At 72.7% G+C, this 26,469-nt stretch carries 21 protein-coding genes and 1 pseudogene; 15 read left to right on the top strand and 7 right to left on the bottom strand.

Features of this window, described 5'->3' with window-relative positions; genetic code table 11:
• Positions 1–15: 15 nt before the first annotated feature.
• Complete coding sequence (locus ACZ41I_RS30865; protein WP_468515598.1) at positions 16–1,176, bottom strand: winged helix DNA-binding domain-containing protein; 1,161 nt, start codon at positions 1,174–1,176, stop codon at positions 16–18.
• Positions 1,177–1,371: 195 nt separating this feature from the next.
• On the opposite strand from ACZ41I_RS30865, the gene ACZ41I_RS30860 reads away from it, so the two are divergent.
• Complete coding sequence (locus ACZ41I_RS30860) at positions 1,372–2,436, top strand: glucose-1-phosphate thymidylyltransferase (protein WP_468515597.1); 1,065 nt, start codon at positions 1,372–1,374, stop codon at positions 2,434–2,436.
• Positions 2,437–2,529: 93 nt separating this feature from the next.
• Here ACZ41I_RS30860 and ACZ41I_RS30855 read toward each other — a convergent pair whose 3' ends face one another.
• Both ACZ41I_RS30855 and ACZ41I_RS30850 read right to left on the bottom strand, forming a co-directional pair.
• Positions 2,530–3,366, bottom strand: coding sequence for a mycofactocin-coupled SDR family oxidoreductase (locus ACZ41I_RS30855; RefSeq protein WP_363215318.1), 837 nt, complete (start codon positions 3,364–3,366; stop codon positions 2,530–2,532).
• A 155-nt stretch (positions 3,367–3,521) separates the two neighbouring features.
• Entirely contained in the window at positions 3,522–4,643 is a 1,122-nt protein-coding gene (locus tag ACZ41I_RS30850) for an epoxide hydrolase family protein (RefSeq protein ID WP_468515596.1), read from the bottom strand.
• A 219-nt stretch (positions 4,644–4,862) separates the two neighbouring features.
• On the opposite strand from ACZ41I_RS30850, the gene ACZ41I_RS30845 reads away from it, so the two are divergent.
• The 10 genes and pseudogenes from ACZ41I_RS30845 to ACZ41I_RS30800 form a co-directional block, all read left to right on the top strand.
• The gene (locus ACZ41I_RS30845) at positions 4,863–5,885 is read left to right on the top strand and encodes a CaiB/BaiF CoA transferase family protein (protein WP_363215316.1); all 1,023 of its coding nucleotides are present in this window, start codon (positions 4,863–4,865) and stop codon (positions 5,883–5,885) included.
• A gap of 110 nt (positions 5,886–5,995) precedes the next feature.
• Positions 5,996–7,615, top strand: a complete 1,620-nt coding sequence (gene cimA, locus ACZ41I_RS30840; RefSeq protein ID WP_399776270.1) for a citramalate synthase — start codon at positions 5,996–5,998, stop codon at positions 7,613–7,615.
• A gap of 25 nt (positions 7,616–7,640) precedes the next feature.
• Entirely contained in the window at positions 7,641–8,672 is a 1,032-nt protein-coding gene (locus ACZ41I_RS30835; RefSeq protein ID WP_399776272.1) for a ketoacyl-ACP synthase III family protein, read from the top strand.
• Positions 8,673–8,795: 123 nt separating this feature from the next.
• Positions 8,796–9,812 carry an aromatase/cyclase gene (locus ACZ41I_RS30830; RefSeq protein WP_399776274.1) on the top strand — a complete coding sequence of 339 codons (1,017 nt, stop codon included), beginning with the start codon at positions 8,796–8,798 and terminating at the stop codon, positions 9,810–9,812.
• A complete protein-coding gene (locus ACZ41I_RS30825; protein WP_399776276.1) occupies positions 9,799–10,428 on the top strand; it encodes an antibiotic biosynthesis monooxygenase family protein in 630 nt (209 codons plus the stop codon). The genes ACZ41I_RS30830 and ACZ41I_RS30825 overlap by 14 nt, the downstream gene beginning before the upstream one ends.
• Positions 10,429–10,545: 117 nt before the next feature.
• Complete coding sequence (locus ACZ41I_RS30820) at positions 10,546–10,737, top strand: acyl-CoA carboxylase subunit epsilon (protein WP_363215311.1); 192 nt, start codon at positions 10,546–10,548, stop codon at positions 10,735–10,737.
• An 11-nt stretch (positions 10,738–10,748) separates the two neighbouring features.
• Positions 10,749–12,536, top strand: a complete 1,788-nt coding sequence (locus ACZ41I_RS30815; RefSeq protein WP_468515595.1) for a fatty acyl-AMP ligase — start codon at positions 10,749–10,751, stop codon at positions 12,534–12,536.
• Positions 12,533–14,266 (top strand): acyl-CoA dehydrogenase family protein, encoded by a 1,734-nt coding sequence (locus ACZ41I_RS30810; protein WP_468515594.1) that lies wholly within the window; start codon positions 12,533–12,535, stop codon positions 14,264–14,266. The genes ACZ41I_RS30815 and ACZ41I_RS30810 overlap by 4 nt, the downstream gene beginning before the upstream one ends.
• 48 nt (positions 14,267–14,314) lie before the next feature.
• Positions 14,315–15,574 (top strand): acyltransferase domain-containing protein, encoded by a 1,260-nt coding sequence (locus tag ACZ41I_RS30805; RefSeq protein ID WP_363215308.1) that lies wholly within the window; start codon positions 14,315–14,317, stop codon positions 15,572–15,574.
• A 109-nt stretch (positions 15,575–15,683) separates the two neighbouring features.
• Positions 15,684–16,208, top strand: a pseudogene (locus ACZ41I_RS30800) (4'-phosphopantetheinyl transferase family protein); the annotation flags it as partial.
• Between the two features lie 192 nt (positions 16,209–16,400).
• Here ACZ41I_RS30800 and ACZ41I_RS30795 read toward each other — a convergent pair.
• From ACZ41I_RS30795 to ACZ41I_RS30780, 4 genes are all read right to left on the bottom strand, one after another.
• Complete coding sequence (locus tag ACZ41I_RS30795) at positions 16,401–17,012, bottom strand: response regulator transcription factor (protein ID WP_363215324.1); 612 nt, start codon at positions 17,010–17,012, stop codon at positions 16,401–16,403.
• A 38-nt stretch (positions 17,013–17,050) separates the two neighbouring features.
• Positions 17,051–18,217 carry a sensor histidine kinase gene (locus ACZ41I_RS30790; protein WP_468327232.1) on the bottom strand — a complete coding sequence of 389 codons (1,167 nt, stop codon included), beginning with the start codon at positions 18,215–18,217 and terminating at the stop codon, positions 17,051–17,053.
• Between the two features lie 162 nt (positions 18,218–18,379).
• Positions 18,380–20,656 carry a TOMM precursor leader peptide-binding protein gene (locus tag ACZ41I_RS30785; RefSeq protein ID WP_399776284.1) on the bottom strand — a complete coding sequence of 759 codons (2,277 nt, stop codon included), beginning with the start codon at positions 20,654–20,656 and terminating at the stop codon, positions 18,380–18,382.
• Entirely contained in the window at positions 20,653–20,955 is a 303-nt protein-coding gene (locus ACZ41I_RS30780) for a hypothetical protein (RefSeq protein ID WP_468515593.1), read from the bottom strand. The genes ACZ41I_RS30785 and ACZ41I_RS30780 overlap by 4 nt, the downstream gene beginning before the upstream one ends.
• A gap of 292 nt (positions 20,956–21,247) precedes the next feature.
• Here ACZ41I_RS30780 and ACZ41I_RS30775 point away from each other — a divergent pair, with 292 nt between their 5' ends.
• From ACZ41I_RS30775 to ACZ41I_RS30760, 4 genes are all read left to right on the top strand, one after another.
• Complete coding sequence (locus ACZ41I_RS30775) at positions 21,248–22,045, top strand: AfsR/SARP family transcriptional regulator (RefSeq protein WP_363215304.1); 798 nt, start codon at positions 21,248–21,250, stop codon at positions 22,043–22,045.
• 53 nt (positions 22,046–22,098) lie between these two features.
• The gene (locus tag ACZ41I_RS30770; RefSeq protein WP_468515592.1) at positions 22,099–23,688 is read left to right on the top strand and encodes an acyl-CoA carboxylase subunit beta; all 1,590 of its coding nucleotides are present in this window, start codon (positions 22,099–22,101) and stop codon (positions 23,686–23,688) included.
• A gap of 256 nt (positions 23,689–23,944) precedes the next feature.
• Entirely contained in the window at positions 23,945–25,210 is a 1,266-nt protein-coding gene (locus tag ACZ41I_RS30765; protein ID WP_363215323.1) for a beta-ketoacyl-[acyl-carrier-protein] synthase family protein, read from the top strand.
• Entirely contained in the window at positions 25,207–26,424 is a 1,218-nt protein-coding gene (locus ACZ41I_RS30760; protein WP_399776290.1) for a ketosynthase chain-length factor, read from the top strand. The genes ACZ41I_RS30765 and ACZ41I_RS30760 overlap by 4 nt, the downstream gene beginning before the upstream one ends.
• Positions 26,425–26,469 lie beyond the last annotated feature (45 nt).

The following is a 26,469-nucleotide window of genomic DNA, read 5'->3' as shown; positions in this document are numbered from 1 at the left end:
CGCTCTGGAGCGCCGCTACAGAACCGGCGCGGTGAAGTCCACCCGGTGGCCGTCCGCGTCGGCCGCGGCGAACGCGAGGAGCCGTGCGCCCTCCTCGGCCAGCGCGGCGCGGTCCGCGCCGGTGAGCGCGGCGAACGGCTCGATCAGCAGGGTGGCCGCGCCGTCCTCGCGGTGGATCCGCCAGGTGCCGCGGACGAAGCCGTCGACCAGGATCGTGGCGCGGACGATGCCGTTGCGCGTGAAGATCCGGGCACGGTCCTCGGGCGAGATGATCCGGCTCCGGTCGGCGTGCGACAGCAGGATGTTGTCGAACTCCGGCAGGAAACGCACCGGCACGGGGGTGCCGGCGGCGGGCAGCGGAGCCCCGGGGACGTCGAAGAGCTCGTTGCCGCGCGGGTCGCGGGCCGTGCGCAGGCGCGGACGCAGCCCGTCGAGCACCGTACGCAGCCGGGTCAGGCCCGACCAGGTCTGGATGTCCTTGACCGTCGCGGGGCCGAAGGCCGCCAGGTAGCGCAGCACCATGTCCGGCGCGGACGGCCGGGCGGCGAGCGGCTCACCGAGCCAGGACTCGGCGGTCGCATAGCGGGTCTGGCCGCCGACGCCCCAGATGCCCCGGGGCGGCACCTGCACCAGGGGCAGCAGGGCCCGCGCCGCGTACGCCAGGTGCCCCGCCTCGATGTCCGGCCACCGCTCCTGCAGCGCCGTGCCCAGTTCGCCGGTGGTGAGAGGGCGTGCCGCCAGCGCGGCACGGGCCGCGTCCGCCAGCGCCTGCCGAGGCACGCCCGCCACGTGCGCGCCCGAGCCACTGGCCCGCAGATTGCGGTCGAGAGCGGGCTGGGTCAGCGGACGCAGCTCCAGGCAGTCGGCGGCGGTGACCAGATGGACGGTGGCGCGCATGACGGCGAGGCGCACCACCAAGCGGTCCTCGACCGCCCGGGCCAGGTGCGTGGTCGAGAAGTCCGCCAGGCGGGACCACAGGCCGATGTACGGCGGGTTGGGCGCCTGCGCCTGCATACCCACCAGGTGGGTCACCGCTTCGGCCACGCCCATCCGGTGGCGCCGCAGCAGCAGCTGGCGGGCCAGCAGTGCCCGGTTCAGGGCGGCGTCGCTCAGGACGGGGACGTCGGGGTGGGCGCCCTGCTGCGGGGGGCCGCTGCGTGTGGTCCGGGTGGCCATCTGATGTCCTCGGATCGGGGGCGGGCGATGTCCGCCCCAGTATGGGGGCGTGGGCCTCGGCGTCGGCTCGAAACCCGGCCGAGCACCAGCGGGGGTTGAGCGTGCCGCGACCTGACGGCCGCATTCTGCGCCGGCACGTGAGGGGCCGACGGCCGCCCGCACGGCGGCCGGTGACACCGCGACGGAGGACTCCCCATGAAGGCACTGGTGCTGTCCGGAGGGCTGGGCAGCAGACTGCGTCCGTTCAGCCACTCCATGCCCAAACAGCTGATCCCGGTCGCGGGCCGGCCGGTCCTCGCCCATGTCGTGACCAGCCTGAAGGACATGGGTGTCGTCGACATCGGCGTGGTGGTCGGCGACCGGGGCGACGAGATCGCCTCGGCCCTCGGTGACGGCAGCTCGCTGGGTGTGCGGATCACCTATGTCCGGCAGGACGAGCCGCGCGGCCTGGCCCACTGCATCCTCGTCGCCAGAGAGTTCCTGGGCGACGACGACTTCGTCATGTACCTCGGTGACAACATGCTCGCCGACGGGGTGCAGGACATCGCCGACGCGTTCCGCACCAGGCGCCCGAGCGCCCAGATCGTGGTGCACAAGGTCCCGGACCCCCGGGAGTTCGGCGTGGCCGAGGTGGACGAGGACGGCCGGGTGCTGGTGCTCACCGAGAAGCCGTCCCGGCCGCGCACCGATCTGGCGGTGATCGGCGTGTACTTCTTCACGGCCGCGGTGCACGAGGCGGTGGCCGCGATCACCCCGAGCGCCAGGGGAGAGCTGGAGATCACGGACGCCCTGCAGTGGATGGTGGACCGGGGCGCGGACGTGCGGGCCCGGGTCTACTCCGGCTTCTGGAAGGACACCGGACGGATCGAGGACGTACTGGAGTGCAACCGGGAACTCCTGGACCGCCTGGCGCCGTCGCTGCGCGGTGAGGTGGACGGGGCGAGCGAACTGGAGGGCCCCGTGGTGATCGAGGAGGGCGCACGCGTCATCCGGTCCCGCCTCACCGGCCCCGTGATCATCGGTGCCGGCGCGGTCGTCAGGGACAGCGTCGTCGGCCCGCACACGGCGGTCGGCGGGGGCTGCGTGCTCGACACGGCCGACGTACGCAACTCGATCCTGCTGGACGGCGCGACGCTCCGGCGGGTCGGCGGGGTGCGGGCGTCGGTCATCGGCCGGGACGCCACCGTCAGCTCGACGGGGTTCGCCCGCTGCGGCAGGCTCGTCGTCGGCGACCACTCCAGCGTCGAAGTGGCCGCGTGACGGGCCCGGAAGCACCGGCGCGCCGGCGGTTCCCGCGAGGGAGCCGCCGGCGCGCGTGCTCAGCGGGAGCGACGGTAGCGCCGAGGAGGCCGCTCAGGTCGCGTTCGAGGCGTTCTGGCCCAGCGCGACGGCGATCGTCTCGCCGGTGATGAAGCGGGCTTCCTCGGAGCACAGGAACACCATCGTGTTCGAGATGTCCTCGCACTCAGCCCAGGCCTTCGGGATGGTGTTGAACTGGCTGAACGCCTGCACGACCTCTTCCCGGCTGGGATTGTCCAGGTGCGGCAGGAACAGCTTGAGGGAACTCGGGTTGTTGATCATCGGGGTGTCGACCGCGCCCGTGCACACCACGTTGGCGGTGATCCCGTACTGGCCGACCTCCGTGGCCACCGACTTGACCAGCCCGATCAGCCCCCACTTGGTCGCCGCGTAGTGTCCGACGTTCGCCATGCCCATCTTGCCGGCCATCGACGACGTCGCGACGATCCGGCCCCGGCCCCGCGCGATCATGCCGGGCAGCACGGCACGGATGGAATGGAACGCGCCCGTCAGGTTCACGTCGACCATGTCGCGCCAGGTCTGGTCCGGCATCTCGGCGATCGTGGAGAAGGAGAAGACCCCGGCGTTGGCGAGCAGGAAGTCGACACCGCCCAGCTCCTCCTCGACCTGCGCGACGAAGCTGCCGAGCCGCTCCGCGTCCCGCACGTCGACCCTGCCGGAGACACACCTGCGGCCGAGGTTCTCCACCAGCTTCACGGTCTCGTCCAGGTCGTCGGCGCCCGGCATGGCGTACGGCACGGAGCCGACCTGCGCCGCGACGTCGAGGACGGCCACGTCGGCTCCCTCGCGGGCGAACCTGACGGCGTGGGAGCGGCCCTGTCCCCGGGCCGCACCTGTGACCAGCACCACCTTGCCGTCGAACTTTCCCATCGCTTTCCTCCCCATCGTCGGTTGGCGCATCGTCGGGCGCACGCCGGTCGGCGCACCGTCGGTCGGCGCATCGTGAGCCGGCCGGTCTCCGGCCCACCATCGGCGTCCCGGGTCGGCTTCGGCTGGAGCGTTGCTCGGCCGGTCCGTGGGTGCGCTCAGCGCAACGGCCCGAAGAACGAGCGCAGTTCGTCCACCAGCAGCTCCGGCTGCTCCAGAGCCGGGAAGTGCCCGCCGCGGTCGTGGTCCGTCCAGCGGCGCAGATCCGTGAAGCGGGCCGCGCACCAGGCGCGGGGCATCCGGGCGTCCTTGGGGAAGACGGCCAGCGCGGCCGGTACGGGGACGGGGGCGAGGGCCATCCTGTTGTGGCTCTCCCAGTAGATGCGGGCCGAGGAGGCGCCGGTGCCGCACAGCCACGCCAGCGTCACGGCGTCGAGCAGCCGGTCGCGCGGGACGACCTTCTCCAGGTCACCGTCGTGGTCGGTCCACGCCCAGTACTTCTCGACCATCCAGGCCAGCTGGGCGACGGGAGAGTCGACGAGCCCGTAGCCGAGGGTCTGCGGCCGGGTCGCCTGGATCGCCGAGTAGCCGCCCTCGTTCTGCTGGAACTCCTTGAGCGCGGCGAGCCCGGCCAGGTCCCGCTCGTCCAGGGCCACGTCGTGCTGCGGCGGCCGTGCGAACGGCATCGCGAGATGGATGCCGGCCAGATGCGCACCGTCGGTCTCGCCGAGCACGCCGGTCAGGAACGAACCCCAGTCGACGCCGTGTGCCGCGTACCGCTCGTAGCCGAGCCGGGCCATCAGCTCCGCCCAGGCGGCGGCCGTGCGCTCCACCGTCCAGCCGGTGGCGTCCGGCTTGTCGCTGAAGGCGAAGCCGGGCAGGGAGGGCGCCACCACATGGAAGGCGTCGGCCGGGTCGTCGGGGTGGGTCAGGGGCCGGATCAGGTCGAGGAACTCGACGACCGAGCCGGGCCAGCCATGGCTGACGAGCAGCGGCAGCGCCTGCGGGTGCGGGGAGCGCACATGCAGGAAGTGGATGCCGAGGCCGTCGATCTCGGTGCGGAACTGCGGCAACGCGTTCAGCCGCGCCTGCGTGGGCCACCAGTCGTACGCCGTCCTCCAGTACGCGGCGAGCTCCTGCAGATACGCCAGGGGCACGCCCTGGGACCAGTCGTCCACCGTCTGCGCCTCGGGCCAGCGGGTGCGGGCGAGGCGGCCGCGCAGGTCCTCCAGATCCGCCTCGTCGAAGGTCACGCGGAACGGCGTGACGTCCCTGCTCATCGATGGTCCTCCCGGATCGCGTAGGCCGTGCCGGTCTCGTGACGTGTCCCGCGGAGGCTAGGCGCGGCGACTTGAGCGCAGGTCGAAGGGACCGCCGCGGGAGACGGGTGCCGGATCGGCCCGAGCGCGGCGCGAGGGGCGCTGCGGCCGGGCTCCAGGTGCCGCTTGCAGCGTGCCGGTGCCGTTGACGTCGACGATGGGGACGATGGGGAGCCGCTCATGGAGACAGGCACTGGACCCCTGCACGGCCTGCGGGTCGTGGAGCTCGCCGCGATCGGGCCCGCCCCGTTCGCCTGCATGATCTTCGCGGACCTGGGCGCCGACGTGATGCGGGTCGACCGGGCCGACGGAGCCCGCTCGTTCGCGGACTGGCACGGCGAGCTGGACCGCGGGCGCCGCACGATGGAGCTCGACCTCAAGGACCCCGAGGACGTGGGCTGGCTGCTGCGCCAGGTGGAGCGCTCCGACGTCCTGGTGGAGGGATTCCGGCCGGGCGTCGCCGAACGCCTCGGCATCGGGCCCGACGTCTGCATCGGGCGCAACCCGCGTCTGGTCTACGGCCGGATGACCGGCTGGGGCCAGCACGGACCGCTCGCCAAGGCACCCGGGCACGACATCAACTACCTCGCCCTGACCGGTGCGTTGTACGCCATCGGCGAGCGCGGCGGCCCCCCGGTGCCCCCGGTCAACCTGCTCGGCGACTTCGCGGGTGGCGCCATGTTCCTGGTCGCCGGAGTGCTGGCCGCGCTGTACGAACGGCAGGCCTCGGGCCGCGGGCAGATCGTGGACGCGGCGATCGTGGACGGCGCGGGCGCCATGCTCGGCATGCTCACCGCGATGGCCGACGCGGGCCAGTGGACCCACGAGCGCGGCGTCAACCTGCTCGACGGCGGCGCCCCCTTCTACTCCTGCTACGCGTGCGCGGACGGCGGATACGTCGCCGTAGGGGCGTTGGAGGACCGCTTCTACCGGGCGCTGCTCGACGGCCTCGGACTCGACCCCGACTGTCTGCCCGACCGCGGCGACCCCGTCAACTGGCCCACGCTCAGACGGGTGTTCGCGCACCGCTTCGGCACCCGTGACCGGGACGCATGGGCCCGTCTCTTCGAGGAGACGGAGGCGTGCGTGACACCCGTGCTCAGCGTCGAGGAAGCCGCCGCCCACCCCCACCACCGGGCGCGCGGCAGCGGTCCCGCCGCGCCCGCGCCCCGCTTCAGCCGCGCTCGGGCCGATCTCCCGTGACGCACACCGTGACGTGCGCGGACGGGTTCGAGCCCGGCTCAGGGCGGCTTCGAGGCAGTGCCCGGAATCTGTGGGAACCCCAGCCGGAAGACCTCAGTGAAGGAGGGGCGATGGCGGAGCGCGGCTTCCAGCTCTACGACACGACCCTGCGCGACGGAACGCAGATGGAGGGGCTGTCCCTGACCGTCGACGACAAGCTGGCCATTGCGCGCAGCCTGGACGCCCTCGGCGTGGGCTTCATCGAAGGCGGCTGGCCCGGCGCGATCCCGAAGGACACCGAGTTCTTCCGGCGGGCGCGCACCGAACTCGACCTGAGGACAGCCCGGTTGACAGCTTTCGGCGCCACCCGAAGGCCGGGCGTCGCCGTCTCCCAGGACCCGCAGGTACGCGCCCTGCTGGAGGCGGACACGCCCGTGGTGACCCTCGTCGCCAAGAGCCACACCGGGCACGTCGAGGCGGCCCTGCGCACCACGCTCGCCGAGAACCTCGCCATGATCCGCTCGACCGTGCAGCACCTGGTGCTCGCCGGCCGCCGCGTGTTCCTCGACGCCGAGCACTACTTCGACGGGTACGTCGCCAACCGCGAGTACGCCCTCGAAGTGGTCCGCACGGCCGCCGAGGCCGGCGCGGAGACCGTGGTGCTGTGCGACACCAACGGCGGCTCGCTGCCCGAGGAGGTCAAGGCCGTCGTCGCCGACACCATCGCCATGACCGGCGCCGCCGTGGGCATCCACTGCCACGACGACACCGGCTGCGCCGTCGCCAACACCATGGCGGCCGTCGACGCGGGCGCCGACCACGCCCAGGGCACCGTGCACGGCTACGGCGAACGCTGCGGCAACGCCGACCTGCTCACCGTCATCGCCAACCTCGTCCTCAAGCGGGACCGCAAGGTGATCCCCCTCGAACGCCTCGCGGACCTGGAGCCGACCGGCCGGGCCGTCGCCGCGGTCACCGGGCTGCCCGGCGCCCCCGCGGCCCCGTACGTCGGCTCCGCCGCCTTCACGCACAAGGCGGGACTGCACGCCTCGGCGCTGCGCGTCGACCCCGCCCTGTACCAGCACATCGACCCGGCCCGCGTCGGCAACGCCATGCGGGTGCTGGTCTCCGACATGGGCGGCCGCTCCTCCGTCGTACTCAAGGCCCGCGAACTGGGCTACGAGGTGGACGCGGACTCCGCCGCGGTGGGCCGGGCCGCGGCCCGGGTCAAGGAACTGGAGAGCCGCGGCTACACCTTCGAGTCCGCCGACGCCTCCTTCGCGCTGCTGCTGCGCGAGGAACTGGGCGAGCAGCCCGGCCGGCCGCCCTTCGACGTCGAGTCGTGGCAGGTCCGTCTCGGCTCGGACGGCGCGGGCGCCACGGCCACGGTGCGGCTGCGCTCCGACGGGGCGCCGCTGACCGCCACCGGCCGGGGCCGCGAGCCCGTGCACGCCCTCGACGACGCCCTGCACCGGGCACTCGACCCGTTCTTCCCCGAGGCGGCCCGGCTGCGGCTCCGGGAGCACCGGACACGGGAGCTGGCGGGGGACAGCGGGCAGCCGCCCCTGGTGCGGGTGCTGCTGACCTTCCAGGACGGAGAGCGCGACTGGGGCACCGTCGGTGTGGACACCCACGCCACGGCAGCGGCCCTGCGCGCCCTGCTCGACGGCCTCCACCACGTCCTGTCCGGCGGCCCGGGCCGGCCCGGGGGCACCACCGCCCCCGGCCTGGTGGCCGCGCCGGCCGGCTGACACCTTCGAACTCCCAGGAGCGGCTGTGCGCGTGGAAGAGATCTACCTGCGGGCGACCTCCGTACGTCTCCCGGCCTCGCTGAGCATCGACGACGCGGTGGCCGCGGGTTCCTGCCCGGCGGGGCTCGCCGCGACCACCGGGGTGGTGTCGGTGGCGTACTCGCCCGACGAGTCCGCCGCCGAGATGGCGGCCCGCGCCGCGCGGGACGCGCTGCGGCGGGCCGGCAGCGGACCCGGCGACGTGGACCTGCTGCTGCACGCGGACACGTACCACCAGGGGCAGGACCTGTGGCCGGTCGCCTCGTACGTGCAGCGCGAGGCGCTCGGCAACCACTGCCCGGCGCTGGAGATCCGGCAGATGTCCAACGGCGGACTGGCCGCCCTCGACCTCGCCACCGCCTACCTCACCGCCGGCCACGGCCACGGCGATGCACTGCTCACCACCGCCGACCGGTTCTGCGAGCCCGGCATCGACCGCTGGCGCACCGACCCCGGTACCCCCTACGCGGACGGCGCCACCGCCCTCGTCCTGTCCCGGCGCGGCGGCTTCGCCCGGCTGGTCTCGCTCGCGGTGCACGCCGACCCGCAGCTGGAGCCGATGCACCGCGGCGACGAGCCGTTCACCCCGGCCCCGTTCAGCAACCGCATCCCCGTGGACTTCGAGGAGGCCAAGCGCGCCTTCGTCGGCAGGGTCGGGATGTCGTTCGCCATCACACGGGCCAACAACGGCCAGCAGACGGTGGTCAAACAGGCCCTCGCCGACGCCGGCATGGAACTCGGCGACGCCTCCTGGGTGGTGCTGCCGCACTTCGGGCGCCGCCGGCTGCAGGCCATCTACTACAAGCCCTTCGGCATCGAACCGGAGCGCACCGCCTGGGAGTTCAGCAGAACCGTCGGCCATCTCGGCGCGGGCGACCAGTTCGCCGGCCTCGACCACCTGCTGGTCTCCGGCCGGGCACGGCCCGGTGACCGCTGCGTCCTGATCGGTGTCGGCGCGGGCTACAGCTGGGGCTGCGCCGTGCTGGAGATCACCGAACGGCCCGCCTGGGCCCCCTGAGAGGCCCTTCGCCCCGCCCTCGGCCCGGCCGGTTTCCACCGGGGATCAAGGCGGGCTCTAGGGCACCTGTGTCAATCTGCTGATCGCCGTCCCGTACGGCGCGAACCGAGGAAGGACACCGCCGTGGCGACGATCGTTACGAGCGAGACAGCGGCCGGACAGCCCCTGGCCGGGGAGCTGCACGTCACCGAGCACACCATCACCGTGGCCGCGTCCCCGGACGCCGTCTACGCGCTGGTGGCCGATGTCGGCGCGTGGCCCCAGGTGTTCGGGCCGACGGTCCACGTCGAGGTTCTCGAAGAGGAGGACACCCAAGACACGCACCACCAGGTCCTGCGCATCTGGGCCATCGCCAACGAGCAGGTACGCACGTGGACCTCGCGCCGCACCCTCGACCCCGCCGCCCGCGTCATCACCTTCCGGCAGACCGTCCCGGCGGCCCCCGTCGCCGCCATGGGCGGCACCTGGCGCATCGAGCCCGTCGACGACGGCACGACGCGCGTGGTGCTGCTGCACGACTACCGGGCCATCGGCGGCGACCCGGCCGCCGAGGAGCTGATCGAGCGCGCCGTCGACCGCAACAGCGTCGCCGAGCTCGCCGCGCTCAAGAACGCGGCCGAACTCGGCGACGCCGGCGCGGAGCTGCAGTTCACGTTCAGTGACTCGGTGACCGTCGCGGGCGCGGCCGGCGACGTCTACGCCTTCCTCGACCGCGCCGACCGCTGGCCCGAGCGGCTGCCGCACGTGGCCCGGCTCGGCCTCACCGAGGACGAGCCGGGCATCCAGCACATCGACATGGACACCCGCAGCCCGGACGGCTCCCTGCACAACACCACCTCGGTGCGGGTCTGCTTCGAGGACCGCAGGCAGATCGTCTACAAGCAGCTGCGGGTACCGGTCGCGATGCGGGTGCACACCGGCCGCTGGACCATCGAGCCGAGCGGCGACGACGACGGCACCCTCACCGTCACCTCCTGGCACACGGTCGTGCTCGACCCCGCAGGGGTGAGCAGCACGCTCGGCCCGCAGGCCACGCTCGCCGAGGCCAGGGCCCTGGTCCGCAAGGCCCTGGGCACCAACAGCTCCACCACTTTGCGCCACGCCAAGAAGTTCGCGGAGGAAGTGCATGCCGGGACGTGAGATCGCCGGCCCTGTCACCGTCATCAACACGTTCGAGGTCAAGGGCGACACCAAGAAGTTCGAGCGGCTGTTCCGCGAGCACTCCCAGTTCCTGCGCAGACGAGAGGACTTCTCGTTCCTGGTGACGGTGCGGCTGGTGGATCTGCCGCACGTCTATGTGCACCTCGGCCACTGGCGCACCCTGCGCGGCTTCCTCGACACCGTGCACGACGAGACGTTCCTCGGCCACGTCGAGCGGCTCGAACCGCTCGTCGAGACGGAGGCGGACCAGGCCGTCAGCACCGGCCGGGTACTGCGCGACGCCGCCGAGCCCGGCACCCACAGCGTGCTGCTGCTGCGCGCCCAGGTCACCGGGGACTGGCGGGCCTTCGAACGCGACTTCGGTGAACTCGCCGGCAAGCTCGGCGAGTCGGACGGCTTCGGCGGCAGTGATCTGCTGCGCTCCATCCTCCGGCCGGCCGTCTACACGGGCGTCCTGTGGTGGCGCGACACCGACGCCATGGACCAGGGACTGGAGAGCGCCGTGTTCAAGAGCGCCCGCGAGGACCTCGGCCGCTTCGCCCGGCTCGACGTACAGCGCACGCAGCACGTGGCGTACGAGCGCACCATCGAATGACACCCCGCAGGGGACCGCCCGTGATCCAGCGGGAGACGAGCCGAGGGCCGCCGGTCCTCGGCTCTGCTGCGTCCGCGGCACGAGGACCTCTCTAGGGGGCGGGTGCACGCTGTCCCCATGGCGAACGACACCCGTATCACCGTGGTGCGAGGCCGGCCCGACGCGGCCGAACTCGCCGCGGTCACCGCCGTGCTGATCGCCCTGGCGCGCCGCGCACAGGAGCCCGAGGACCTGCCGGGCACGGTGTTCGCGGACTGGCGGGTCAAGGGCGGCGGTCCGGGCCCGGCGGTGTCCTGGCCCCGTCGATGAGGGAGCCGAGGGTGCAGACAGCGAAGGGGGAGGCGTTGAGCGACCAGCCGGCACGGACATTCACCGACATCGTGCGCGAGAGGGCCGCCGAGTCACCGGCCCGCCCCGCGCTGATCCTGCTCACCGAGAAGGACGGTGCGCTGCGGCCCGAGACGCACACCTACGCCGGGCTCGACCGTGCGGCCCGCGCACTCGCCGCCCGGCTCGCCGCCCACGCCGGCCCCGGCGAGCGCGCCCTGATCCTGCACCGCTCCCGGGCCCAGTTCGGCATCAGCTTCCTCGCCTGCCTGTACGCGGGCGTGGTCGCGGTCCCGGCCGCGCCGCCCGGCGGCTCGGCCCGGCACGACGAGCGCATCGCGGGCATCGTCAAGGACGCCGCCGCGAGCTGTGTGCTGACCTCGCTCGCCGAGGCCCCCGAGGTGACCCAGCTGCTGGCCCGCACCGGCCACGGCTCCCTCACCTGCATCCCGACCGACACCGGCCACCCGGCCCCGCAGGCCCACCGCCCCTCGGACGAGCCGTGGCAGCCGGCCCGCCGGGACCCCGACGACCCGGCGTTCCTCCAGTACACGTCGGGCTCCACCCGGGAGCCGCGCGGTGTCGTCATCACACACCGGGCGCTGCTCGCGGGCCACGAGGCGATCAGCGCGGCGCTCGGCACCACGCCGGGCAGCCGGATCGGCGGCTGGCTGCCGCTCCACCACGACATGGGCCTGGTCGGCCAGCTGCTGCACGCGCTGTGGCTGGGCGGCACCGCCGTGCTGCTGTCCCCGGTCGCGTTCGTCAAGCGCCCGGCGCACTGGCTGGAGACCATCTCGCGGTACGGCCTCACGGTCAGCGGGGCCCCCGACTTCGCGTACGACCTGTGCGTACGCAGGATCAACGACAGCCAGCTCGCCGGCCTGGACCTGTCGGGCTGGCGGATCGCCGTCAACGGCGGCGAGCCGGTGACCGCGGCCACCATGCGCGCCTTCGCCGAACGCTTCGCGCCCGCGGGCCTGCGCCCCGACGCGCTCGTGCCCTGCTACGGCCTCGCCGAGGCGACCCTGCTCGTCGCCGGGGACCGGGACGCCTCCGCGTTCGACGGGTGCGCTCTGCCCACCTCGCTCACCGCCGGCGGCCCCGAGCGCGAGACCGTGTCCTGCGGCCGCCCCGCCTCCGTCGAGCTGCGCATCGTCGACCCGGACAGCTGCGAGGAGGTCGCCGAGGGACACGTCGGGGAGATCTGGGTGCGCGGCGCCGCCGTCGCCCGCGGCTACTGGTCACGGCCCGCCGAGACCGCCGACGTCTTCGGCGGCCGGATCAGGAACGGCGGCAGCGGTTATCTGCGCACCGGGGACCTCGGCGCCCTCGTCGACGGACGGCTCCATGTGACCGGGCGCATCAAGGACGTGATCGTGGTGGCGGGCCGCAATCTGTACCCGCAGGACCTGGAGCGCTCGATACGCGAGGTCAGCGCCCTGTTCGGTGCGACGGCCGCCTTCGGGGTGCCCGGCGAGCGCGAACGTGTCGTCGTCGTGCAGGAGTTGCGGGGCCGCAGCCGCTACGGCGTCGACTTCGCCGAGCTCGCCGGATCGGTGCAGAGCGCCCTGACCGCCCAGTACGACGTGCGGGCCGGCGGTGTGCTCCTGGTGCGGCCCGGCACCGTGCGCCGCACCACCAGCGGCAAGCTGGAGCGGGCCGCGATGCGCCGCCTGTTCCTCAACGGGGAACTCACCGCCCTGCACCAGTGGCTCGACCCCGAGGTGCAGCGGCTCGTGCGGCAGCCGCCGCCCCGGAAGCAGAGGGGACGCCGATGACGACACAACACGATGTGCAGGAACGCATCGACGCCTTGGAGCGCGCCTTCGGGCCGCTCGACGACCCGGCGAACCCGCTGGGCGGCGAGAGCCTGGTCGCCGCGGACGCGCAGGGCACCGCGCCGCCGGGCGCCGAGCGGATCCTGGACGCCTTCGGCCTCAACGCCGAGTTCGTGCCCGCCGAACTCGGCGGCAGGCTGCGGCGGATGGACGTACTCGGGCGGATCCTGCGGCCGGTCTTCCGCAGGGACGCCTCGCTCGGCTTCGGCTACGGCCTGAGCTGCTTCTTCGCCGCCGTGCCGGTGTGGATCGCGGGTGACGCCGAGCAGCGCGCCCTGGTCGCGCGGCTGCTGCTCGACGGCGAACGCGTCGCCGTCGCCCGGCACGAGGTCGCGCACGGCAACGACTTCGTACGCGACGAGCTGCGGGCCGAGGCCACGGACGGCGGCCTGCGCATCAGCGGCAGCAAGACCGCCATCGCCAACGCGGCACGCTCCCGCGGCCTCGTGGTCTTCGTCCGCACCTCCGACGCCGCGGGCGGGCGCAGCCACGCGGTGCTGCTGATCGACCGGGCCGCGCTGCCCGCCGGGCAGATCACCGACCTGGAACGGCACACCACCACCGGCATGCGCGGCGCGCAGTTCGGCGGTCTCTCCTTCACCGGCTGTGTGGTCCCCGCCGGCGCGGTGCTCGGCGCGGACGGCGACGGCTACCAGCTCTCCCTGCGGTCCTCCCTGCTGATCCGCGGCCTCATCCCGTCGATCGTCCTCGCCGGCGTCGACACCGCCCTGCGCACCGTGGCCGCCTTCGCCACCCGGCGCCGCGACGACGGCCGTTCCTCACTCGACGTACGGCATGTGCGCGACGTGCTCACCGGTGCCTTCCTCGACCTGCTGCTCATCGACTGCCTCGCCCTGGTCGCCACCCGGTCGCTGCATCTGCTGCCGCGGCAGATGAGCGCGTACGCGGCGTCGGCGGCCTATCTCGCGCCCCGGCTGGCCGCCGAGACGATGGACGAGATGGCGGCGGTGCTCGGCGAGGAGAGCTTCGCCGTGAGCGGGACCTACGGGATGTTCCAGAAGCAGCTGCGCGACCTGCCCGTCACCTCGCTGGGCCACGCCGGCAGCGCGGGCCGCCAGGTCAGCATCCTGCCGCAGCTGCCGCACTTCGCCCGGCACTGCTGGTTCGCCGAGGACCAGGCGCCCGCCGCGCTGTTCCGGCCCCACGAGGACCTGCCGCCGCTCGACCTGCCGCTTCTTTCCCTGCTCGGCGACGGTGACCCGCTGGCCGCCACCCTCGTCGCCTGCACCGACTGGCTGGAGTCCGCCGGGCCCACCGCGCCGGGACGCGAGGACCGGCCCCTGCTGCGCGCCCTGGCACAGGCCTTCACCGGTGAACTGCGCGATCTGACCAAGGCGTTCGCCGAGATCGACCCCGGTGACCGTACGGCGCTGGCGAGCCCGCACACCTTCGCGCTCGCCGACCGCTACACCCTGGTGCTGGCGGCGGCGTGCTGCCTGGGGATCTGGCGCGAGCAGGCGCGGGACGGCACCGACGCGTTCCTGGCCGACCCGGCATGGCCGTCCGCGGTGCTCCACCGCCTCGGCCGCCGGCTCGGCCTGCCCCTGCCCGACCGGCCCGCCGCCGGTGAACAGCGCGTACTTGCGGAGGCACTGGCCCGCCTGCACGGCCGCCGCAGCTACGACCTGTACGGTTCCGCGCTGGCGTGATCCGCCGGCGGAGGTCACCCCACCCGAGCCCGAGATGGAGCACCGACCATGCCCGAACCCCAGCACGACGACGCACACGACGACTCCTTCGGCGCGGCCCAGCGCGAATGGCTCACGGAGCGGCTCACCCACTACCTGGGCGTGCCGGTGGACGAGAACGTTCCGTTCCATGAGTACGGCGGTTTCGACTCGGTGACCGCGCTCAGCCTGTACGGCGACATCGAGGAGGAGTTCGGCCCGGTGATCGACCCCACCGACATCGAGACACATCCCACCGTGCGCGAGCTGGCCCGGTACATGGCCCAGCACGACCCGCGTCCGGCGGGCGGCGGCCTGGTCCGGGCGGCCTTCGTGTTCACCGGCCAGGGCTCCCAGCACCCCGGCATGACCTCCGGCCTGTACTGGAACTGCACCGGTTACCGCGCCCATCTCGACCAGGCCGCCGCCGAGTTGCTGCCGTACACCGGAACGTCCGTGGTGGAGCTGATCCTCGGCAACGATCCGCGCATCCACCAGACCGCGTTCACCCAGCCCGCGCTGTTCGCCGTGGAGTACGCCCTCGCGCAGACCCTGCGGGAGGAGGGCGTGATGCCGGTCGCCGTGCTGGGCCACGGCATCGGGGAGTTCGCGGCGGCCGCCGTCGCGGGGGCGCTGTCGCTGCCCGACGCCGCCAGGCTGGTCGCGCTGCGCGGCGCCTTCATGCAGTACCTGCCCTCCGACGGCGGCATGATGGCCACCTGCGCGGCCCCGTTCGAGGCGGCCGAGCTGGTCGCGTCCGAGCCCGGCGTCGGCATCAGCGCGATCAACGCCGCCAAGGCCACCGTGCTCTCCGGCGACCGGGCGGGGCTGGAGCGCATCCAGGGACAGCTGGAGAGCCGGGGCATCGCCTGCCGCCATCTGACGGTGACCCACCCCTTCCACTCGCCGCTGATGGCGCCCATGGTGCCGAAGTTCGACGCCGTGGCCCGCCGGGTCGCGGGCGGCGCCGCCCGGGTGCCGTTCTACTCCACGCTGTACGGCCGGCTGACCACCGAACCGCTCTACGGGCCGTACTGGAGCGAGCAGATCACCTCCCCCGTCCGCTTCGCCGACGCCGCGCGGGCGATGCTCGCCCAGCAGACCCCCACCCATGTGGTGGAGATCGGGCCGCGGGTGGTGCTCACGCCGTTCCTGCGCCGCATGGGCGGCAGCGGGGGACCGGCCTGCCTGGCGGTGTGCCGCGGGCCGGAGAGCGACGCGGTGGACCTGGCCGGGGTGATCTCGGCGCTCGACGCGGGACCGCTGGCGGCGGCGCTGGCAGGGGCGTGAGCCGGTGACGACGATCGGCCGGCCGCTGTCCGCGCCGGGACCGGACAGCGCCTGGGAGCGGGTGCACGAGGAACTCGTGCGCACCGGCAGCGTCCTGGTGTACGGCAGGATGCCGGGCTGGCAGCCGGACGCCGGCGCGGCGGACCTGCGGCTGCTCCTCGGCCGTGACTGGGTCCGGTACGAGAAGCTCGGCAGGCCCGGCATGCGGGAGCGCTTCCTCGCTTCCCGGCTGTTTCTGCGGTACACCGCCGCGGCGGCCGTGCAGACGCTGCCGCACCTGGTGGACGTGGCGTATCTGCCGGGCGGCCGGCCCTATGTGCGGGGCCTGGACCAGATCGACATCAGCCTCAGCCACACCGACGAGACGATGGTCGTCGGCGTCACCCGCCGGGGCCGGATCGGGGTCGACGTGGAACGCGCCGACCGCCGGCTCGCGTACACCGGGTCCGAGGCGCAGGCCTGCACGCCCTTCGAGAAACACCGTCTCGACCGGGGCGGCGACCGTGCCCGCAACGACACCATGGTGCGGCTGTGGACCCTGAAGGAGGCCTACAGCAAGGCGCTCGGCCAGGGCCTCAGGTTCCGTTTCACCGAGTTCGGCTTCGCGCTGCACGGCGCGTCCGGTGCCCGTCTGGTCCGCCCCGACGGCACGGCCACCGACGACGACGGCTGGACGTTCGCCACCTTCGCCGTCGGCGACCGCCATGTGGTGAGCGTGGCCGTCTTCGACAGCGGGTTCGGCGAGCTGGCGGACGTGTCGGTGGGTACGACGCTGGACGAGGGGCTGCTGGACGCGCTGCTCGGAGCCGGGCCCGGCCCGGCCCGCTCAGGGGATCCAGCCGGCCTCCTCGGCGATGCGGATGGCGTCGACCCGGTTGCGGGCGCCGAGCTTGCCCACGATCGAGGTGAGGTAGTTGCGGACGGTGCCCTTGGTGAGATACAGGCAGCCGGCGATCTCGGCGGCGTCGGCCCCGCGGGCCGCCAGCCGTAGTACCTCCATCTCCCGGCGGGACAGCGGATTGTCCGGGTAGTCCCAGGCGGTCAGCGCGAGTTGGGGGTCCACGACACGTCCGCCGCGCGCCACCGAGCGCACGGCGGAGGCGAGCTGGTCCGGAGGGGAGTCCTTCAGGAGGAAGCCGGAGACATGCGCCGACATGGCGCGGCGCAGGGTGCCGGGCTTGCCCAGGCTGGTCAGGATCAGGGCGCGGCAGCTGGGGAGCTGTTCGTGCAGTTCGGCGGCGGCCGTCAGACCGTCCATCCCCGGCAGGTCGACGTCGATCACCGCGACGTCGGGCCGGACTTCGAGCGCGGTGCTGACGATCGTGTCGCCCCGTTCCACGGAGGCGACGACCCGCAGATCGGGTTCGAGTTCCAGCAGTGCGACGAGAGCACCGCGAATCATGTGCACATCCTCGGCGAGAAGGATGTTGATGGACAGCACCTGTTACCTCCCCCAGGTAGCGGTGTCTCGTCTGGTCAGGCCGTGGCTCTCCCCTGGTCGGGAGTGGCGGCGACCGTGGTCGTCCCGGCCTCGCCCTGGCGTGGCTGGAGCGGTGCCCGTGCCACGAGGCGGAACAGGCCGTCCTCGTCGACGCCGGCCGTCAGCTCCCCGCCGATCTCGGTGAGCCGCGTGCGGAGATTGCCCAGACCGCTTCCACCCCCGGAATGCGTGCCAGGCTCCGGCCCGTTCGTGACCCCGTCGTTGATCAGTGTGAGGAAAACCGTTTCCGTCCCGCTGGTTGCACTGATGTTACATACCTCGGCCTTGCTGTGCCGGAGGATGTTGGTGACTCCCTCCCGCAACGTGGTCGCGAGGACCGTGTCGACCACCGGGTGCAGCCGCTCGACTCGCACATCGGTCTCGACCTGCACCTCGGCCGACTCCAGGACCTTCGCCGCCGACTCCGCCTCGTCGCACAGTGACATGTCCCGGTAGCCGCGGGAGACGAGGCGCACATCGGCGAGGGCCTGGCGGGCGACGAGGAGCATGGACGTGGTCTCCTCGGCGGCCTGCTCCGGCCGGACCGGGATCAGCCGGCTGACGAGCTCGCCCTTGAGCGTGATGGTGGAGAGGCTGTACCCGAGCAGGTCGTGCAGGTCGCGGGCGAAGCGGAGGCGTTCTTGGGTCACGGCCATGCGTGTCAACTGTCCCCGGGTTTCGTTGAGTTCCCACACCAGGTCGTTCAGCCGGGTCAGGCCGTAGATCACGAGACCCGCCAGGATGACGGAGATGAGGACATAGCTGCAGTACAGCGGGCTCGAACCCTTCACCAGGGGGAACATCGGGGCGCCGACCACGACCGCTCCGAACATCGGCCAGCCGACGCGGCTGGGCAGGGTGAGCAGGACGGTCGCGGCGAGCGGCCCCTGCATGCTGCCCCAGTCGAGCCCGAACCAGGCGACGGGCAGATAGGTCAGGACTGCCTGCACCCCCAGCGTGGCCAGCCGCCGCCGCAGGGGCCAGGTGCGGGCGGCGGGCGAGGCGAGGACGGACTGTACGCCGAACTCCAGCACGACGCCGGTGACGCAGACCGCCAGCCTGGGCGTACTGGCCCCTCCTGTGCTGAGCACGTTGATGACGACGACTGAGCAATAGCAGATGAGCACGAGCTGCACGATCGTGCGGGCGAGGCGGGGAGCCATGGCCAGGCGGCTCGATGCCGGCGGGGAACTCGCGGCACCCTCGGTACCTTCCGTTCTCCGGGAAGTTTCCGGCATCGTGACCTCCTCGCCCGGGAGACATGGCGCAACGCATGGTATGGCTCACCGTAGGAACGGGCCACCGATGGCTGACCTCAACCGGATTTACACGAACAACGGAATCGGGTTGAGGTCGTCGTAATGCGTCGCGCGCGGAAGGCGGCCGAGCGCCACGGGGGTGTCGAAGAGCCGGCCGGGCGCGTACCTGCCCCAGAAGGGACGCATTCCGGGAACGATCACTTTCACCACGGGAAGCCGCACGTCAGGCCGAGTCTGATCGAGGACGAGCAGTTCCATGCCGCGCTCCTCCACCAGCCTCTGAACCGCTGTGAGGTCGCCCAGCAGGTCATTTCGTGGCTTATACACATAACTATCGGGTGTGCGGGGCGACTCGGCCGGGTCCGGCAGGAGATATGGCTGATTCCGGGTGGTCGCCCCCGACCACCAGGAGGCCAGTTCCGGATGGAGGGAGGCGAACCCGCCGTCCGCCTCCGCTTCCACGTCCGAAGGCGGGAGCAGCTGCGCCATCTCGGTCACCGCGCGGCGCAGTGCCGTACGCGGGTCGAGATGGGCGCCGAACCCGAAGCAGATGCGCTGGGCCGTTCTGTCGTTGCGGCAGGAGACGGCGGCCATGACGGGGATGCCGAAGTCCGCGGTGAGGTCCAGCACCCACAGATCGCGGCGCAGCCCGGCGTACGCCGCGCGGATCTCACCGAGCCAGGGCTCGTCGAAGGCGTCCAGGTCGACGGCGGGCTGCCGGGTGCGGTTGTACCACCACAGGGCCACTGCGTCCCGCTCGACCACTTCGAGGAATCCCTGGAGCGCCGCGTCCTCCAGGCTGCTGCCGGCCGCGTTGCCGTTGGAGTCCGCCCACGGCGCCGACAGCCGTCCGCCGGGTGCGGGCCCGAAGTAGAGCATCGAGGTGGGCAGCAGCCGGTGGGTGCCCGCGGTCACCGACCACACGGGCGTCCATTCGGTGGGAGCATGCGGGTCGAAGGGCGGCGGGACCTGCTGGAACCCGGCGGCCGTGCGGTTGTGTCGCTCCCGCTCGGCGAACTGCCGGTCCGCGTACAACTGGCAGGCGTTGGGGTGCAGCGCGCTCTCACCGAGCCCGGCGAGGGTGTCGACCACGACCGGTTCGTCCCCCTGGCGGGTCGCGCTGTAGCGTTCGACCGCCTCGCACAGCGCGCCGACCTCGGCCTCCAGCGGTGTGATCCCCTTGCCGCCGCTGTGACTGCGCAGTCCGTGCCGCAGGGCGGCGAGCGAGTCGGCGCGCAGCGCGGGGTTGCGGCCGGAGACATAGTGGTTGAGGCCCTTGGGAGTGCCGGGGGCGGGCCGCAGCTCGGGGACCACACCGGTGAGCGGGTCGACGAGGTGCCGGTAGCGGGTGAGCACGCTCTCGGGCGGCAGCGCCCGGTGACCGCCGCCGGCCGTGGCCGACTTCGGGCGGGAGACGAAGCACACCGGGCGCTGTACGCCCGCCGCCACCAGAGCGGGGTCGCCGCACTCGGGGCACTGCGGGCGCCGGGTCACCGTGTGGTGGCGGGTACGCAGGGTGTGGGTGTCGACGGTACACAGGTCGGCCTGTTCGGCGTAGCGCATCCCGGCGACCCACTTCATCGTCTCCAGAACGGCGCTCTGCAGCCCCAGTGCCCGGACGGACGCCAGAAAGGCCCGCGGAAGCGCCACCGGACCGGGCAGCCCGAGTACCCGCTGCACCGGCGCCTGCGTGGCGCGGTGCCCGCGCAGCCGGTGCGCCAGGCACGACCAGCAGGCCCGGCCGGCGACCCCGAACACCGGGCCGACCCAGGCCTCGACGCCGCACGGCTTGGCCAGCAGCCAGGGCCGGCCCGCGGCCCGGTGCCGCGCGTCCACGCCGGCCAGCGCCGGGTCCAGGTAGTCCTCGCACACGACCAGCGTGAACGCGGCGGACGCGTCGTCGTCGGCCAGGGTGAGACCGGAGGCGAGGCACTCCTCGCGGACGGGCCCGGGGTCCGTGCGGCCCAGCACCAGGAGGTGCACCGGCGTGCCGTGCAGCGCCGCCTGGGCGCCCGCGCCGCTCAGGCCCGCGAGTTCCCAGTACGCTTCGGCCGCGGCGTCCGCCGACGGAGCGCGATATCCGATGAGCTGGGCCTGGGCGAGCGCGGCGATCGTCCGGCCCGCAGCGGCGACGTCCACCACGGCCGCGGCCTCCTGGAGAACGGCCTCCAGGGTCCGGGTCCCGTCCAGCAGCGGCGCGAGAATCTCCACGTCCGGACCGTGCAGGGCGGTCGTACCGCGCTCGGACAGCAGATACACGGCCTCTCCGCCGACGACCTCGACGCGCAGGTGGGGCTTGAAGCCCACCTGGGGTGCCGCGGAGGGCAGGGCGGCTCTGTTCATGCGAGGGGCAGGGAGCCGACGATCGGGCCCTGCTGGTTGCACCAGATGCTGTCGTAACTGATGGACGTGTCCATCCGGTCCAGGTCCTCCAGCACAAACGTTTCCCCGGTGGCGCCGGACAGATACACCGGCTCCGCCGCCACCACTCCGAACTCCGCGAGGACCGACACCGGGTCGGTGAGATAACGTGCGGCGAGCTCCGGTTCGAGTCCCGCACGCGCCGTCAGCAGTGCGATGCGGTGGTCCTGGGAGGTCGTTCCGGCCGAACGGGCCGGGGCGGGCATGGTCAACGCGCTCATGGAGCCCTCCAGAGTCATGAGTGGTGAGAGACGCTGCGAATCGTGAATTCGTTCGGCGGGTCCCGCCTGACCGAATTCTGGGGGGCGCTGTTCAAGAACGCACAGTGCGGTCGTCACCATCGCGGCATGACATTTTCATAGGTCTCTTCGTGACCTGCGCACTGGGGCTGGAACCCGGCTGCTGCCAGGCTCTAGTCATGCTCGGGAGGCAGCGGCCGTCGTCCGCCGCCGACGGCACAGCCCGCGCGATACGGGGGCGGGCTCCGCCCGTGCGAGACGGGAGAGTGATCACATGGACATCAAGGTACTGGGTCGACTCACGGCCGAACTGAACGGCGTCTCGGTGGTGCCGACCGCCGCCAAGCCACGGCAGATTCTCGCTCTTCTCGCCCTGCAGACCGGACGCGTCGTCACCGTACCGACGCTGATGGAGGAGATCTGGGGCGAGCACATACCCCGCAGCGCCGCCACCACGCTGCAGACCTACATCCTCCAGCTGCGCCGCAGGATCGCGGCCGCCCTGGACGGCGACCCGGTCCGGCAGCCCAAGGACATCCTCGTCACCCAGCACGGGGGCTACCTGCTCGAAGTACAGCCGGGGCAGATCGACGTCCAGGAGTTCGAGCAGCTGTGTGCCTCCGGCCGTGACGCCCACGAGGCCGGCGACCACCGGACCGCGGCCGAACTGCTGCGCAAGGCCCTCGCCCTGTGGCAGGGACCCGCCCTCGTGGACGTACGCGTGGGCGGTGTACTCGAACTGGAGTCCCTGCGGCTCGAAGAGGACCGGATGGCGGCGCTGGAGCGGCGCATCGAGGCCGACCTGCACCTCGGACGCCATGCCGAGCTCGTGCCCGAGCTGCGCGTCCTGGTGGCCAAGCACCCCATGCACGAGAACTTCTGCGCCCATCTGATGACCGCGCTGCACCGCTGCAACAACGCATGGCGGGCCCTGGAGGCGTACCAGCGGCTGCGCGGCTCGCTCGTCGAGGAGCTCGGCCTGGAGCCGTCGCCCCGGCTGCAGCGCCTGCACCAGTCGATCCTCTCGGCGGACCCGGAACTGGACGCGGTGTCCTCCTCCGCGGCCGGCTGAGGCCCCGGCGCATCCTCGACCCGGGTTCGAGGGGGCGGGCCTACGTTCGGCCGATGACGATCCTCGACGACCTCACGGTCACCTCGACCACCCCTGACCTGCGCCGGGCCGCCGCCGAACTGCGCCGTATCAAAGAGGAAGTGAGCCGCGGCCCCGACCCCGACGCCACCCGGCGCCAGCACGCGAAGAACAAACTCACCGCCCACGAACGGCTCGCGGTCCTCTTCGACGAGGGCACCTTCACGGAGATCGAACCGCTGCGCAGGCACCGCGCCACCGGGTTCGGCCTGGAGGACAGAAAGCCGCACGGCGACGGTGTGATCACCGGCTGGGGCCTGGTCCACGGCCGTACCGTCTTCGCGTACGCCCATGACTTCCGGGTCTTCGCCGGGGCGCTCGGCGAGGCCCATGCCGCCAAGGTGCACAAGGTGATGGACCTGGCCGAGTCGGCCGGAGCACCCCTGGTGTCGCTCAACGACGGGGCCGGCGCCCGCATCCAGGAAGGCGTCACCGCGCTCGCCGGCTACGGCGGGATCTTCCGCCGCAATGTCGCCGCCTCCGGGGTCATCCCGCAGATCAGCGTGATGCTCGGCCCGTGCGCCGGGGGCGCCGCGTACTCGCCCGCGCTCACCGACTTCGTGTTCATGGTGCGCGAGACCGCGCAGATGTTCATCACCGGACCCGACGTCGTGCAGGCGGTCACCGGCGAGCGGATCACCCACAACGGCCTCGGCGGCGCCGAGCCGCACGCCACCGTCTCGGGCGTCTGCCACTTCGCGTACGACGACGAGACCGAGTGCCTGGAGGACGTACGGTTCCTGATCTCCCTGCTGCCGTCCAACAACCGTGAACTGCCGCCCGCCGCACCGGCCGGCGACTCCGCGGACCGGCGCACGGAGGCCCTGTGCGACCTCGTACCCGCCGAGCCGGGCCGCTCCTACGACGTCCGCGCCGTCATCGCGGAACTCGTCGACGACGGGGAGTACTTCGAGGTCCACGAGGCATGGGCGCGCAACATGGTGTGCGCGCTCGCCCGCCTCGACGGGCACACCGTCGGCATCGTCGCCAACCAGCCCGCCGTGCTCGCCGGTGTGCTCGACATCCACGCCAGCGAAAAGGCCGCCCGCTTCGTCTCCACCTGCGACGCGTTCAACATCCCGCTGGTCACCCTGGTCGACGTGCCGGGCTTCCTGCCGGGCGTCGACCAGGAGCACAACGGCATCATCCGGCACGGCGCGAAACTGCTCTACGCGTACTGCAACGCCACCGTGCCCCGGATCTCCGTGGTGCTGCGCAAGGCGTACGGCGGCGCCTACATCGTCATGGACTCCCGCTCCATCGGCTGCGACCTGTCCTTCGCCTGGCCCACCAACGAGATCGCCGTGATGGGCGCGGAGGGTGCCGCGAACGTCATCTTCCGCCGGGAGATCAACGCCTCCGACGACCCGGAGGCGGTGCGCGCACAGCGCATCAAGGAGTACCGGACCGAGCTGATGCACCCCTACTACGCCGCCGAACGCGGCCTGGTGGACGACGTCATCGACCCGGCCGAGACCCGCTCCGTACTGATCCGCTCCCTGGCCGTGCTGCGCGGAAAAAAGGCCGAAATCCCTGCTCGCAAGCACGGCAACGGTCCCACCTGAGGGCCCGCGGAGACAGGTCCACGCGTACACGAGCCTCCGTCGAGGACCGGCACGTTCCATGGGCTCACCGGATACGGCGGCATGCCACAAGCGGCCGGCCGTCCGGGCCGGCCGGCCGGGGCGAGTTCCCATCCACGGCAGCCCCGGCCGCCGCGACACCGCAGTGCTCCGGACGAAGGGATCGACAGTGGCCCGCACAGTTCCATCCGGCAGGGAGTGCGCGAAGCACCCCGCCCCGTCGAAGGCGAGGTAGATGATGCGTCGAGTTGCCATCACCGGACTGGGTGCCGTGGCCCCTGGCGGGATCGGCGTCAAGGAGTACTGGGACCTGCTCACCGCCGGCCGTACCGCCACCCGCACCATCTCCTTCTACGACCCCTCCCCGTTCCGCTCCCGGGTCGCCGCCGAGTGCGACTTCGACCCGCTGGCCGCCGGCCTCTCCCAGCAGGAGGCCCGCCGCCTGGACCGGGCCGCGCAGTTCGCGGTCGTCTCCACCCGTGAGGCGCTCGCCGACAGCGGCCTGGACACCTCGGCCCTCGACCCGGGCCGGATCGGCACCTCCCTCGGCAGCGCGGTCGGCTGCACCACCAGCCTGGAACGCGAGTACGCGGTGGTCAGCGACGGCGGCCGGGAGTGGCTCGTCGACCACGAGTACGCGATTCCCCACCTGTACCGGCACTTCGTGCCCAGCTCCATGGCCGCCGAGGTGGGCCGGGCGGCCGGCGCCGAAGGACCGGCGGCCGTGGTCTCCACCGGCTGCACCTCGGGCCTGGACTCGCTCGGCCACGCGGTGGAACTGATCCGCGAGGGCACCTGCGACATCATGATCGCCGGCGCGACCGAGGCCCCGATCTCCCCGATCACCTCCGCCTGCTTCGACGCCATCCTCGCCACCACCCCGCGCAACGACACCCCCGAGAGCGCCTGCCGCCCCTTCGACAGGACCCGCAGCGGCCTGGTCCTCGGGGAGGGCGCGGCCGTACTGGTGCTGGAGGAGCTGGAGAGCGCCCGGGCGAGGGGCGCGCACATCTACGCCGAGATCGCGGGCTTCGCCCAGCGCTGCAACGCGTACCACATGACCGGGCTCAAGCCGGACGGCCGCGAGATGTCCGAGGCCATCGACGCCGCCCTCGCCGAGGCCCGGCTCGACCCGGCCGCGATCGACTACATCAACGCGCACGGTTCCGGCACCAAGATGAACGACCGCCACGAGACGGGCGCGTTCAAGCGCAGCCTGGGCGAGCACGCCTACCGGACCCCGGTCAGCTCCATCAAGTCGATGATCGGGCACTCGCTCGGCGCGATCGGCTCGCTGGAGATCGCCGCCTGCGCCCTCGCCATGGAGCACGGCGTGCTGCCGCCCACCGCCAACCTGCACGAGCCGGACCCCGAACTCGACCTCGACTACATCCCGTTGACCGCCCGGGAGAAGAGGACGGACGTCGTTCTCAGCGTGGGCAGCGGCTTCGGCGGCTTCCAGAGCGCGATGGTCCTCGCGCGACCGGAAAGGAGCATCGCATGACCACGACCACCGTGGTGACCGGCCTCGGCATCGCCGCGCCCAACGGTCTGGGCACCGAGGACTACTGGAAGGCGACACTGGCCGGCGAGTCGGGCATCGGCCCGGTCACCCGGTTCGACGCCACCCGCTACCCGTCCCGGCTCGCCGGCGAGGTGCCCGGGTTCGTCGCCGAGGAGCACATCCCCAGCCGGCTCCTGCCGCAGACCGACCACATGACCCGCCTCGCCCTGGCCACCGCGGAATGGGCCCTTCAGGACGCCGGCCTGGACACCGGGGAACTGCCCGAGTACGGCATCGGCGTGGTCACCTCGGCGTCCGGCGGTGCCGTCGAGTTCGGCCAGCGCGAGCTGCAGAACCTGTGGAGCAAGGGCAAGGAACACGTCAGCGCCTACCAGTCCTTCGCCTGGTTCTACGCCGTCAACACCGGCCAGATCTCCATCCGGCACAAGCTGCGCGGCCCCAGCGGCGTCCTGCTGACCGAACAGGCCGGCGGCATCGACGCGATCGGCCAGGCCCGCCGCCATGTCCGCAAGGGATTCCAGGCGGTCGTCTCCGGCGGCGTCGACGCGGGCATCTGCCCCTGGGGCTGGGTCCCGCAGCTGGCCACCGGCCTGCTGAGCACCGAGCAGGACCCGGCCCGCGCGTTCCTGCCCTTCTCCGCCGACGCGAACGGATACGTGCCGGGAGAGGGCGGCGCCATCCTGGTCGCCGAGGACCTCGCGGCGGCCCGCGAGCGCGGCGCCTCCCACATCTACGGCGAGATCGCCGGGTACGCCGCCACGCTCGACCCCGCCCCCGGCTCGGGCCGCCCGCCGGGCCTGGCCAGGGCCGCCCGCACCGCCCTCGCCGACGCCGGACTCGCCCCCGCCGACATCGACGTCGTCTTCGCGGACGCCGCCGGGGTCCCGGACCTGGACCGGGCCGAGGCCGAGGCCCTCGCGGAGGTGTTCGGCCCGAACGCCGTACCGGTGACGGCGCCCAAGTCGCTGACCGGGCGGCTGCTCGCCGGCGGCGCCGCCCTCGACGCGGCCACCGCGCTGCTCGCCCTGCGCGACGGGGTGATCCCGCACACCGCGGGCGTCGACTCCGCCGCCGGCCACCCGATCGACCTGGTCACCGGGGCGCCCCGGGAGGCGGACCTGCGCACCGCACTGGTTCTCGCCCGCGGCCACGGCGGCTTCAACGCGGCACTCGTCGTACGCCGCACGGCGTGAACCGCCCTCAGTGAGCCAGGCACCACACCCATCACCCAACGGAGG

The sequence above is a fragment of the Streptomyces sp. NPDC030799 genome (assembly GCF_055572255.1).
This window is presented reverse-complemented; position numbering and strand designations above follow the sequence as displayed.

Excerpts from the sequence above, each read along its gene's own strand:
- ACZ41I_RS30865 (WP_468515598.1), bottom strand. The coding sequence starts at position 1,176 with ATGGCCACCCGGACCACACGCAGCGGCCCCCCGCAGCAGGGCGCCCAC.
- ACZ41I_RS30860 (WP_468515597.1), top strand. The coding sequence starts at position 1,372 with ATGAAGGCACTGGTGCTGTCCGGAGGGCTGGGCAGCAGACTGCGTCCG.
- ACZ41I_RS30855 (WP_363215318.1), bottom strand. The coding sequence starts at position 3,366 with ATGGGAAAGTTCGACGGCAAGGTGGTGCTGGTCACAGGTGCGGCCCGG.
- ACZ41I_RS30850 (WP_468515596.1), bottom strand. The coding sequence starts at position 4,643 with ATGAGCAGGGACGTCACGCCGTTCCGCGTGACCTTCGACGAGGCGGAT.
- ACZ41I_RS30845 (WP_363215316.1), top strand. The coding sequence starts at position 4,863 with ATGGAGACAGGCACTGGACCCCTGCACGGCCTGCGGGTCGTGGAGCTC.
- cimA (WP_399776270.1), top strand. The coding sequence starts at position 5,996 with ATGGCGGAGCGCGGCTTCCAGCTCTACGACACGACCCTGCGCGACGGA.
- ACZ41I_RS30825 (WP_399776276.1), top strand. The coding sequence starts at position 9,799 with ATGCCGGGACGTGAGATCGCCGGCCCTGTCACCGTCATCAACACGTTC.
- ACZ41I_RS30820 (WP_363215311.1), top strand. The coding sequence starts at position 10,546 with ATGGCGAACGACACCCGTATCACCGTGGTGCGAGGCCGGCCCGACGCG.
- ACZ41I_RS30810 (WP_468515594.1), top strand. The coding sequence starts at position 12,533 with ATGACGACACAACACGATGTGCAGGAACGCATCGACGCCTTGGAGCGC.
- ACZ41I_RS30805 (WP_363215308.1), top strand. The coding sequence starts at position 14,315 with ATGCCCGAACCCCAGCACGACGACGCACACGACGACTCCTTCGGCGCG.
- ACZ41I_RS30790 (WP_468327232.1), bottom strand. The coding sequence starts at position 18,217 with ATGGCTCCCCGCCTCGCCCGCACGATCGTGCAGCTCGTGCTCATCTGC.
- ACZ41I_RS30785 (WP_399776284.1), bottom strand. The coding sequence starts at position 20,656 with ATGAACAGAGCCGCCCTGCCCTCCGCGGCACCCCAGGTGGGCTTCAAG.
- ACZ41I_RS30780 (WP_468515593.1), bottom strand. The coding sequence starts at position 20,955 with ATGAGCGCGTTGACCATGCCCGCCCCGGCCCGTTCGGCCGGAACGACC.
- ACZ41I_RS30775 (WP_363215304.1), top strand. The coding sequence starts at position 21,248 with ATGGACATCAAGGTACTGGGTCGACTCACGGCCGAACTGAACGGCGTC.
- ACZ41I_RS30770 (WP_468515592.1), top strand. The coding sequence starts at position 22,099 with ATGACGATCCTCGACGACCTCACGGTCACCTCGACCACCCCTGACCTG.
- ACZ41I_RS30765 (WP_363215323.1), top strand. The coding sequence starts at position 23,945 with ATGCGTCGAGTTGCCATCACCGGACTGGGTGCCGTGGCCCCTGGCGGG.
- ACZ41I_RS30760 (WP_399776290.1), top strand. The coding sequence starts at position 25,207 with ATGACCACGACCACCGTGGTGACCGGCCTCGGCATCGCCGCGCCCAAC.